The organism is Pseudomonas sp. P5_A12, from assembly GCF_056400685.1.
The window spans coordinates 1-9,350 of record NZ_JBFUKU010000214.1 but is presented as its reverse complement, the minus strand read 5'-3'; the positions used below and the strand labels follow the sequence as shown (position 1 = coordinate 9,350).

The following is a 9,350-nucleotide window of genomic DNA, read 5'->3' as shown; positions in this document are numbered from 1 at the left end:
GCTGGGTCCGCCTGGGCGATGGCCGGCGCGTGCGCGCGTGCTCGACACTGCTTGAGACCGACCACCACATCACCCGCGAACCGGGGCGTTGCCTATGAACACCTCTTTCATCTGCAACCCCGCAATCCCCTGTGGGAGCGAGCCTGCTCGCGATRGCGGACCGTCAGTCACCACCTATGTTGAAAGTACCGCCGCCTTCGCGAGCAAGCCCGCTCCCACATTGGATCTGTGTCGTCCGCAGGTTTTGTGACTGACGCCAAACACCTGTGGGAGCGGGCTTGCTCGCGAAGGCGGCGGTACTTTCAACATAGGTGGTGACTGACGGTCCGCTATCGCGAGCAGGCTCGCTCCCACAGGGGATTGCGGGGTTGCAGATGAAAGAGGTGTTCATAGGCAACGCCCCGGTTCGCGGGTGATGTGGTGGTCGGTCTCAAGCAGTGTCGAGCACGCGCGCACGCGCCGGCCATCGCCCAGGCGGACCCAGCAGTCCTGACACGCGCCCATCAAGCAAAACCCGGCGCGGGGTTCGGCGCTGAAGTCGCTGCCGCGCAGGTGGTCGCTGCAGGTCAGCACCGCGGTCAGCAGGGTGTCGCCGAGCAGGGCGGTGGCCGGTTGGCCGTCGAGGGTAAAGTTCACGGCCGGGCGGTCGCTCTCGGCCAGTCGTTTCAGCAAAGCCATGGCGACCTCATTGTTTTCCTACCAGCACCCGATCAAGGCCGTAGACCCGATCAAGCAGAATCATGGTCAGCGCGGTCAGCGCGATCACCAGAGCCGACACCGCCGCCATCATCGGATCGATGGATTCGGTGGCGTACACGTACATGCGCACCGGCAGGGTTTGCGTGGCCGGCGAGGTGACGAAAATCGACAGCGTGACCTCGTCAAAGCTGTTGATGAATGCCAGCAACCAGCCCCCCGCGACGCCCGGCAGAATCATCGGCAAGGTGATTTCCCGGAACAGCGTGAAGCGTCCGGCGCCGAGGGATTGCGCCGCGTGTTCGGCGCTGCGATCCAGGCCAATGGCGGAAGCCAGCACCAGTCGCAGCACATACGGTGTGATCACCAGCACATGAGCGAAAATCAACCAGATGAAGCTGCCGTTGACCCCCATCAGCGCAAACAGACGCAGCAAGGCAACGCCCAGCACCAGGTGCGGAATGATGATGGGCGACAGGAACAGACCGTTGAAAAAGTCCCGTCCCGGAAACTCGTAACGGGTGATCGCCAAGGCCGCAGGCACCGCAATCAGAGTCGCCAGGCTGGCGGCGCAGAACGCCAGAACCAAACTGTTGTAGAACGCATCGACGAAGTCGGCGCGCTCGAAGACCGCACGGAACCAGCGTAGGGAAAACTCTGTGGTCGGCAGGCTCAGGGTGTTTTCCGGGGTGAACGCAACGAGGCAGACCACCACCAGCGGCGCGAGCATGAACAGCACCACCAGGGCATGGAACAGCAGGGCGAAAGGACCGTTCTTGGACATGACGAGTTATCCCAATGACTTCTTGTAGCGGCCTTCGATCATCCGGTTCCACGACAGCATGATCAGCAGGTTGAGCAACAGCAGCGCCACGGCAATCGCCGCGCCCATCGGCCAGTTGAGCTCCGACAGGTACTGGTCGTAGATCAGCGTGGCGACCATTTTCAGGCGACGCCCACCCAAAAGACCGGGGATGGCAAACGAGCTGGCGGCCAGGCCGAATACGATCAAGGTGCCCGACAGCAAGCCCGGCATGATCTGCGGCAGAACCACCTGACGCATCACCGTGAAGTGACTGGCGCCGAGGGACATCGCCGCTTGTTCGGCAGCAGGGTCGAGTTTCTGTAGCGAGGTCCAGACCGGAATAATCATGAACGGCAGCATCACGTGGACCAGCGCAATCACCACCGCGAACGGCGTGTACAACAGCTTCATCGGCGAACCGCCGAAGGCTTGCAGGGTTTGATTGACCAGGCCATCGGCGCCGAGTAACAGGCTCCAGCCGAACGCCCGCACCACCACCGAAATCAGCAGTGGCGTGAGGATCAAGATCAGAAAGATCGAACGCCACGGTGCGCCCATGCGGCTGAGGATGTAGGCCTCGGGCACGCCGATCACCACGCAAAGCAGGGTGGTCAGGCCGCTGATCCACATCGTGCGCAGAAAAATCTCGTAGAAGTACGGGTCGCCCAGCAGGCTGCTGTAATGACTGAGGGTATAGGCGTCGCTATTGATCCCCGAGCTGTAGTCGAAGACGTTGAACGACAACACCAGCGTCAGCAGCAACGGGATGGCCAGCAGGCTGACGTACAACGCCAGGGCCGGTGCCGACAACAAGTAGCCCTGACGTCCCTGGCGAACGGCGGCCAACGTACTCATGCCGACACCTCGTCGACACTCAGCACCCGCAGCAGCGTTGCATCCCAGTCGAGGCCGACCGCCGTGCCTTCGTTCAGCGGTGTCGAACCGTCGTTTCGGCGCACCACGCTGATGTCGCCCAKGGTCGTGGAGACGCCATACAGCCATTGGCTGCCGAGGAAGAAACGGCTGGCAATCTTGCCCTGTAGACGCCCGTGATCTCGCTCGCGCAGATCGATTTTTTCCGGACGCAGGCTCAGGGTCAGCTCGCCGCCACTGCGTACTTGCACCACGCCCGCGCTGTCACGCTCGCCGGGCAGCAGGTTGGCTTTGCCGACGAAACCGGAAATGAACTCGGTGCGCGGATGTTCGTAAAGGGTGTAAGGCGCGTCGATTTGCGTGATGCGCCCGGCCTGCATCACCACCACGCGGTCGCTGATGGACAGCGCTTCGGATTGGTCGTGGGTGACCATCAGCGTGGTGATCCCGACTTCGCGCTGAATGCGGCGGATCTCGAATTGCATTTCTTCGCGCAGGTTGGCGTCGAGGTTGGACAGCGGCTCGTCGAGCAGCAACACCGGTGGCTCGATCACCAACGCCCGGGCCAGTGCCACACGTTGGCGCTGACCACCTGAAAGCTCGCGTGGATAACGCTCGGCATGTTGATCCAGACGCACCAGTTTCAGCACCCGAGCCACGCGCTGTTGCAACTCGGCGGCGGGCACTTTGCGCATCCGCAGGCCGAAGGCGATGTTGTCCTTGACGGTCATGTGCGGGAACAGCGCGTAGCTCTGGAACACCACGCCTAGGCCACGGCTGGCGGGTTTGGCATGGGTGATGTCGCGGCCGTCGAGCAGGATGCGACCGCTGGTGACTTCAACGAAGCCGGCGATCATTTGCAGAGTGGTGGTTTTGCCGCATCCGGACGGACCGAGCAAGGACACGAACTCGCCTTTCTCCACCGAGAGGTTGGTAGCCACGACGGCGTCGATTTCACCGTAACGTTTGCCGAGTCCTTCAAGTTGCACAAAAGCCATGACTGCGCTCCACCTGAGATTGTTATGCGTCACCCGAAGGCGCGCTTTTTTGTATGGGCAGATACGAAAAGGTCTTGCTGGGTGCGTTGGCGCTCGACTGGAGTCGGCTGCCGCTGTTGTTCGAATCGCCCCTGTGGACGCAGATTAGGACGAAGACTAGGATGGGCTCAATGGCCTATTTCACTGAAGCGATGACTATTTTCACATTCATTCAGTGAGTAAATTAATTATCTGGAAATTACATGTCTGATTCCACTGAGCGGAATGAAAGCAAAAATGAAGTCGGTGTCGGTGCGGTCTCCCGCTTGTTTGCCGTGCTGCGCAGCCTCGGTGACACCGTCGAGGGCGGGGAGCGCGTGACGCAACTGGCGCAGCGCATCGGCTTGTCGCAACCGACCACGCACCGTTTGTTGCGCAGCCTGATGGACGAGGGCATGGTCGAGCAGGATGTGCGCAGCAAGCGCTATCGCCTGAGCCTGGATTTTTTTGCCTTGGCAGCGCGTGCGGGCAATACCGCAAACCTGCGCGAACTGGTGCGGCCGTCGCTGCTGCGGCTATCGGCTTCGTTGGGCGACTCGTTGTTTTTACTGGCGCGCAGTGGTTTCGACGCGATCTGCCTGGACCGCAGCGAAGGGCCGTTTCCGATCCGCACGTTCACCGGCGATATCGGTGGGCGAGTGGCGCTGGGCGTGGGTCAGGGCAGCCTGGCGATTCTGGCGTTCCTGCCGGAAGAGGAGCGTGACACGGTGATTCGCTACAACTTGCCGCGACTCAAGGATTTCCATCTTTACGACGAAGTGTTCCTGCGCTCGGAGGTCGAGAACGTGCGCTCGCTGGGTTATGCCGGGCGCAACACCGGTGTGCTGCAAGGGATGGCCGGGGTGGCGGTACCGATTCTGGATCGAGAGGGACGGGCGGTGGCGGCGTTAAGTGTGGCGACGGTCAGTGATCGGCTTGGACCGGATCGATTGCCGACGGTGGTGGAAATGCTCAAGCGCGAAGCCGCAATGATCGGGCCGCGGATTAATCCCTTCGATCCGCTGCTGCGTCGGCCTTCGCAGGTGTTTGGGCAAGGCTGAACACCCTCTACAAGTAATCGCAGAACCCTGTGGGAGCGGGCTTGCTCGCGAARACGGTGTGTCAGACACATCTATACCGACTGACACACCGTYTTCGCGAGCAAGCCCGCTCCCACAAGGGATCTCCACAAGGGGATGTCAGAACTGCGCGGTTTGCTTGAGCATCTGCGCCGCCGGTGTGTCGCTCGGGCTGACCATCGCATAGTTGTAGCCGCTGCCAGACCAGTACTCGGCCTGCAACTCTCCATCGCTGCGACTGCCCCGTGGCAGCAAGTTGTTTTTCGGTCCCGGTGGTCGCACGTAAAAGCTGATCTTGTGCCCGCCCTGATCTTCATAAACCACCATCGCCGCCGGCCCTTGTTCGGTGCTGAGCAAACGACCGCTGACCGGTTTGAAGCCGGCGCCCGACAGGTCCGGCAGGCGGTTGGCGCGGGTGAAATAACGGTCGAGCCAACCCTGCATGTCGCCGTCGGCGCTGACTTTATAGTCGGCCGGCAGGATGCCTTGCTGGGCGATCAGGCGATAAGCCTGCATGGCATCGGTCATCGGCGGCGGGGCGCCGGGCAGGGTCATCTCGCGCGCTTGCCAGCCGCTCAACCCACCGACACTGACGGCGAGCAACAGCACCGCCGCACTGGCCAGATGTCGACGGGACTGGTGTCTAAGGCGTTGGCGAATCAGCGCCGGGTCAAGCTCCTGATTGACCGGTTGTTGCAGAGCACCACTCAGCGCAGCGCGCAATTGTTGAGCGTCCTGCTGCCAGGCGCGCACTTGCGCGGCCATTTGCGGGTTGTTGGCCAGATAGGTGTCGACCAGGCGTCGGTCGGCGTCGTCGAGTTGGTGATCGACGTAAGCGTGCAGGTCACGCTCGCTCGGGGGCATGCTGATCATTTGAGTATCCGCAAAGAAGGGCTGGTGATTTCGCCGTCGCTGAGCTGGCGCAAGGCCTGGCGGGCGCGGGACAGGCGGGACATCACGGTGCCGGTAGGGACGTCGAGAATCTCGGCGACTTCTTTATAACTCAAACCTTCCACCGACACCCAAAGCAGCAGCGCGCGCTGTTCGGTGGTGAGTTGATCGAAGGCTTGCAGCGTCGATTGGGCAATCACCGTGCGTTCGACCGACGGCTGTGCGTCGTCGCGGCCGGTAAAGAATTCGAGCATTCGCGCATAACGACGGGTGCGGCGGTGGGCATCCAGAAACTGCCGGTACAGAATCGAAAACAACCAGGCACGCAGGTCGCCCTCAGGGCGTTTGTCAGCCCAACTCGACAGCGCTCGCTCCAGGCTCGACTGCACCAGATCGTCGGCGCTGCTGGGGTTGCGCGTGAGCGAAACGGCGAAACGCCGGAGCCTGGGAATGACTTCTCTGAGTTGTTCGTCGATATCGTTCATGAAGTTCTGGCTAGTCACTACGCTGGGACTAGAAAGACGCCCGGCATTCGAGGTTATTCCACGCCTGCAAAAATAAACACCCGGCGATGGAATAACGCACGGTGGGGTACGTCTGCTTGATTCTTCTCACTTGTGGCCGATGGCCCTGGAGTTATTCATGGTAGATCGCTCATCACCGCCCACCCGGCCACCGCTGAGTGCCGCAAGCCTGACACTGCGTTTGACTGGCATTGCGGTAGTGGTCGCCGCGCTGGCGGGTGCCTTTGCCTACGTCAACGGCACACTCGACCCAGGACGGTTGACGCCAGGAGCGCTGATAAACGTGCTGGAAAAGAATAACGGCGTGCACCCGGGTTTCCGCCGTAACCACGCAAAAGGCGTGTGCGTGATCGGCCATTTCGAAAGCACCGACCAGGCACGCAGCTATTCCAGCGCTCAGGTTTTCAGCGAAGCCCAGACGCCGGTGGTCGGGCGATTCGCGTTACCCGCCGGCAACCCGTACGCACCGGACAGCGCCGTGCCCATTCGCAGCCTGGCGCTGCGTTTCACCCAAGCCAACGGTCAGCAGTGGCGTACCGGGATGAACAGCATGCCGGTGTTCCCGGTGGGCACGCCTGAGGCGTTCTATCAGTTGCAGCAAGCCCAGTCGCCGGATCCGGCCACCGGTAAACCCGACCCGAAGGCGGCCCCGGCATTCTTCGGTGCTCATCCAGAGTCGGCGCCGTTCCTGGCCTGGATCAAAACCGCCAAGCCGTCGGCCAGTTATGCGACGGAGACTTACAACAGCGTCAACGCGTTCTATCTGGTAAACGCAGCCGGTCAACGCCAGGCCGTGCGTTGGAACATGGTGCCGGTGGCGCAGGATGCACTGGGTGCCACAGCACCCGAAGGCAGTGATTTTCTTGAGAAAGACCTGGTTCAGCGCTTGTCGGCCGGGCCGCTGCGCTGGCAGTTGATGATCACGCTGGCGGACCCGGGGGACCCGGTCAACGACGCCAGCAAGGCCTGGCCCGACGGTCGCAAAGTGCTGAACGCCGGCACGCTGGTGCTTGAACGTACGCAGCCACAACTCAATGGCGAGTGCCGCGACATCAATTACGATCCGCTCGTGTTGCCCAGCGGCATCGAAGGCTCCGACGACCCGTTGCTCGCGGCTCGTTCAGCGGGTTACGCCAATTCCTACTTGCGCCGCACCAGTGAAGTCAGTCAGTTGCCCGCCGCCAAACAGGAGGCTCAACAATGAGCACTCAACCGAACCATTTCGCGCCGTTGGCGCGGCTGCTGCATTGGCTGATGGCGCTGATGATCATTGCGATGCTGTTTGTCGGCGCTGGGATGGTGGCCTCGGTGTCAGAGCGCCATGAGTGGTTGATCCATCTGCACAAGCCTTTGGGCGTCGCGATTTTGCTGCTGGTGATTGTTCGTTTGTTCGTACGCTTTTCCACCCGACAGCCACCCTTGCCGGCGGATCTGCCGAGCTGGCAGGCACTGGCGGCCAAGGCCTCGCACGTCTTGCTGTATGTTTTGATGTTGGTGTTGCCGTTGCTCGGTTGGGCCATGATGTCGGCAGCGGGCGACCCGGTGATGATCAGCAACTCGTTCCAGTTGCCGTCGATCCTCCCGGCCAATGCACAGGTGTTCGCGTTCCTGCGCAAGGCGCATGGGTATCTGGCGTATCTGCTGTTTCTCACCGTGCTGCTGCACCTGGCGGCGGCATTGTTTCACGGTTGGGTGCGGCGAGATGAGGTGCTGGACAGCATGTTGCGGGGCAAGGATCGCAGCTGATCCTTGTAGCAGTTAGCGAAGGTTGCGTTTGGCTCATGTAGCAGCTGGCGAAGCCTGCGTCCGGCTGCGMAGCAGTCGTAAAATCGAACACCTCGGTCTTCCAGGTCAACCGAGGAGCTTGATAGACGGCTGCTGCGCAGCCGGACGCAGGCTTCGCCAGCTGCTACAGGAGCCGTACGTACAGGGGGGGGTGATCAGCGCAGGGTGTCGACCATGTCGGCGATGGTGGTCAACACGTCTTTGCCCAATTGCTTCGAGCGCTTGCCGGACCAACCCGTGAGCGCGTTCGGTGAATCGTTGTTGTCCTTGAACGGCATCTCCAGGGTCAACGACAGGCAGTCGAATTTCTGACCGACGCTGTTGCAGGCCAGAGTCATGTTGGCTTTTCCCGGTTCGTCGCGGGTGTAGCCATGCTTGGTCTGGAAATCCTTGGTCAGGTGTTTCAGATGGCTGCGGAAGTGCTCTTCAAGTTTTTCGATACGCGGCGTATAGCCCGGGTTGCCTTCGCAGCCAGCGGTGAACACGTACGGGATTTCTTCATCACCGTGGACGTCGAGGAACAGGTCGACGCCATACTTTTCCATCTGCTGTTGAGCGAACAGGACTTCCGGGCTGATCTCCTGGCTGGCGCTCTGCCATGCGCGGTTCAGGTCCTGGCCCATGGCGTTAGTGCGCAGGTGACCATGAAAGGCCCCGTCCGGGTTCATGTTCGGGATCAAGTACAGGTCGGCACTGGCCAGCAGTTTGTTCAACACCGGGTCGTCGTGTTTTTCCAGGCGTTCGATCACGCCTTCCATGAACCACTCGGCCATGTGTTCGCCGGGGTGTTGCTGAGCAATGATCCAGACCTTGCGTCGACCTTCGGCGCCCGTGCCCTTGCGCAGCAGCTGGATGTCTCGACCTTCAACACTCTTGCCGGTTGCCAGCAGTTCGGTGCCGGCCTTGGTCAGGGCCTGTTCAATCAGCCAGTCGTGACGGCCACGGCCGTAAGGTTCGAAATAGGCAAACCAGGCGTGAGTGGCGGTGGCTTCAAGGCTGAAGCGCAAACAGTCGCCTTCGAAGATGGTGGGTACGCGGAACCAGTTGACGTGGTCGTAGGAGGCAACGGCCTGATAACCGTCCCAGGCTTTGTTGTACGAAGACTTKCTGGCGTTGTTCAGGCGGAACCAATGCTCCTGACCGACATGCAGGCCGCTGGCCTTGAAGTGGAACCATTGAAAATGCTGGCTGCGGGTGTCGGGTTTGATGGCCAGCAACGCTTGAAGCGGATTGCTGATATCCAGCACTTCGATGTTGCCGCTATCAAAGTTTGCACTGATGTCGAAGGAAGATTTGGCCGCGGTCATAGTCGGTTCCTGAATATGATTTTATGGCGGCTACTTTACACGCAAGGCAGGGGGGAAACCGAGGGAAATTGCGGGGTGCAGAGGGGGCGTCCTCCATGACGCAGGCGCAGCTTAGAGACTGTGCGATTGATTCTCAAGTGCTATTTGTACATTGGTTTGGCCTGAGGCTGCTGGAGCTTCTTTTGCCAAGTGATATTCTTTTGATATTGCCCGCGCCATCGAATTTGCAGCGCCTGAAGATTTGATTAGTGTGAAGGTAAAGCCAGATTCACTGGCAAAAAAAACCCGGCAAAAAGCCGGGTCAAAAACCGTGATTAGCCTGATGAGGAGAGAGTCCAGGAGACCGACCTAAGGTCACTTGGACAATCGACTGA

General features: G+C 60.7%; 11 protein-coding genes and 1 pseudogene. 5 read left to right on the top strand and 7 right to left on the bottom strand.

The genetic code is table 11. The features are described 5' to 3' along the window. Positions 1 to 98: pseudogene (locus AC1DSG_RS22700) on the top strand ((2Fe-2S)-binding protein); the annotation flags it as partial. A 289-nt stretch (positions 99 to 387) separates the two neighbouring features. Here AC1DSG_RS22700 and AC1DSG_RS22695 read toward each other — a convergent pair. Genes AC1DSG_RS22695 through AC1DSG_RS22680 form a run of 4 tightly spaced genes read right to left on the bottom strand, consistent with a single transcriptional unit; the run spans position 388 to position 3,372 of the window. After that, positions 388 to 678, bottom strand: coding sequence for a (2Fe-2S)-binding protein (locus tag AC1DSG_RS22695; protein ID WP_477792888.1), 291 nt, complete (start codon positions 676 to 678; stop codon positions 388 to 390). Between the two features lie 7 nt (positions 679 to 685). Then, the gene (locus AC1DSG_RS22690; RefSeq protein ID WP_477792887.1) at positions 686 to 1,480 is read right to left on the bottom strand and encodes an ABC transporter permease; all 795 of its coding nucleotides are present in this window, start codon (positions 1,478 to 1,480) and stop codon (positions 686 to 688) included. A gap of 6 nt (positions 1,481 to 1,486) precedes the next feature. Beyond that, entirely contained in the window at positions 1,487 to 2,356 is an 870-nt protein-coding gene (locus AC1DSG_RS22685; RefSeq protein WP_477792886.1) for an ABC transporter permease, read from the bottom strand. After that, positions 2,353 to 3,372: an ABC transporter ATP-binding protein gene (locus tag AC1DSG_RS22680; RefSeq protein ID WP_477792885.1), complete on the bottom strand. Its 1,020-nt coding sequence runs from the start codon at positions 3,370 to 3,372 to the stop codon at positions 2,353 to 2,355. Before AC1DSG_RS22680 ends, AC1DSG_RS22685 begins: the two co-directional genes overlap by 4 nt. A 242-nt stretch (positions 3,373 to 3,614) precedes the next feature. Between AC1DSG_RS22680 and AC1DSG_RS22675 the strand changes: the two genes are divergently transcribed. Next, positions 3,615 to 4,451, top strand: coding sequence for an IclR family transcriptional regulator (locus AC1DSG_RS22675; RefSeq protein ID WP_477792884.1), 837 nt, complete (start codon positions 3,615 to 3,617; stop codon positions 4,449 to 4,451). A 138-nt stretch (positions 4,452 to 4,589) separates the two neighbouring features. Here the strand turns inward: AC1DSG_RS22675 and AC1DSG_RS22670 are convergent, their stop codons facing one another. Both AC1DSG_RS22670 and AC1DSG_RS22665 read right to left on the bottom strand, forming a co-directional pair. Further along, positions 4,590 to 5,342 (bottom strand): anti-sigma factor family protein, encoded by a 753-nt coding sequence (locus AC1DSG_RS22670; RefSeq protein WP_477792883.1) that lies wholly within the window; start codon positions 5,340 to 5,342, stop codon positions 4,590 to 4,592. Further along, the gene (locus tag AC1DSG_RS22665) at positions 5,339 to 5,845 is read right to left on the bottom strand and encodes an RNA polymerase sigma factor (RefSeq protein WP_477792882.1); all 507 of its coding nucleotides are present in this window, start codon (positions 5,843 to 5,845) and stop codon (positions 5,339 to 5,341) included. The genes AC1DSG_RS22670 and AC1DSG_RS22665 overlap by 4 nt, the downstream gene beginning before the upstream one ends. A gap of 157 nt (positions 5,846 to 6,002) precedes the next feature. Between AC1DSG_RS22665 and AC1DSG_RS22660 the strand changes: the two genes are divergently transcribed. Next, positions 6,003 to 7,088 (top strand): catalase family peroxidase, encoded by a 1,086-nt coding sequence (locus tag AC1DSG_RS22660; RefSeq protein WP_477792881.1) that lies wholly within the window; start codon positions 6,003 to 6,005, stop codon positions 7,086 to 7,088. Further along, positions 7,085 to 7,630 (top strand): cytochrome b, encoded by a 546-nt coding sequence (locus AC1DSG_RS22655; protein WP_477792880.1) that lies wholly within the window; start codon positions 7,085 to 7,087, stop codon positions 7,628 to 7,630. The genes AC1DSG_RS22660 and AC1DSG_RS22655 overlap by 4 nt, the downstream gene beginning before the upstream one ends. A gap of 194 nt (positions 7,631 to 7,824) precedes the next feature. On the opposite strand, the gene AC1DSG_RS22650 is transcribed toward AC1DSG_RS22655, so the two are convergent. Beyond that, positions 7,825 to 8,976 (bottom strand): M14 family metallopeptidase, encoded by a 1,152-nt coding sequence (locus tag AC1DSG_RS22650; RefSeq protein ID WP_477792879.1) that lies wholly within the window; start codon positions 8,974 to 8,976, stop codon positions 7,825 to 7,827. 95 nt (positions 8,977 to 9,071) lie between these two features. On the opposite strand from AC1DSG_RS22650, the gene AC1DSG_RS22645 reads away from it, so the two are divergent. After that, positions 9,072 to 9,221 (top strand): hypothetical protein, encoded by a 150-nt coding sequence (locus AC1DSG_RS22645; protein WP_477792878.1) that lies wholly within the window; start codon positions 9,072 to 9,074, stop codon positions 9,219 to 9,221. Positions 9,222 to 9,350: the final 129 nt, after the last annotated feature.

What these genes read in the sequence shown, in the direction of transcription:
- AC1DSG_RS22695 (WP_477792888.1), bottom strand. Translation starts at nt 678, where the DNA reads ATGGCTTTGCTGAAACGACTGGCCGAGAGCGACCGCCCGGCCGTGAAC.
- AC1DSG_RS22690 (WP_477792887.1), bottom strand. Translation starts at nt 1,480, where the DNA reads ATGTCCAAGAACGGTCCTTTCGCCCTGCTGTTCCATGCCCTGGTGGTG.
- AC1DSG_RS22685 (WP_477792886.1), bottom strand. Translation starts at nt 2,356, where the DNA reads ATGAGTACGTTGGCCGCCGTTCGCCAGGGACGTCAGGGCTACTTGTTG.
- AC1DSG_RS22675 (WP_477792884.1), top strand. Translation starts at nt 3,615, where the DNA reads ATGTCTGATTCCACTGAGCGGAATGAAAGCAAAAATGAAGTCGGTGTC.
- AC1DSG_RS22670 (WP_477792883.1), bottom strand. Translation starts at nt 5,342, where the DNA reads ATGATCAGCATGCCCCCGAGCGAGCGTGACCTGCACGCTTACGTCGAT.
- AC1DSG_RS22665 (WP_477792882.1), bottom strand. Translation starts at nt 5,845, where the DNA reads ATGAACGATATCGACGAACAACTCAGAGAAGTCATTCCCAGGCTCCGG.
- AC1DSG_RS22660 (WP_477792881.1), top strand. Translation starts at nt 6,003, where the DNA reads ATGGTAGATCGCTCATCACCGCCCACCCGGCCACCGCTGAGTGCCGCA.
- AC1DSG_RS22655 (WP_477792880.1), top strand. Translation starts at nt 7,085, where the DNA reads ATGAGCACTCAACCGAACCATTTCGCGCCGTTGGCGCGGCTGCTGCAT.
- AC1DSG_RS22645 (WP_477792878.1), top strand. Translation starts at nt 9,072, where the DNA reads ATGACGCAGGCGCAGCTTAGAGACTGTGCGATTGATTCTCAAGTGCTA.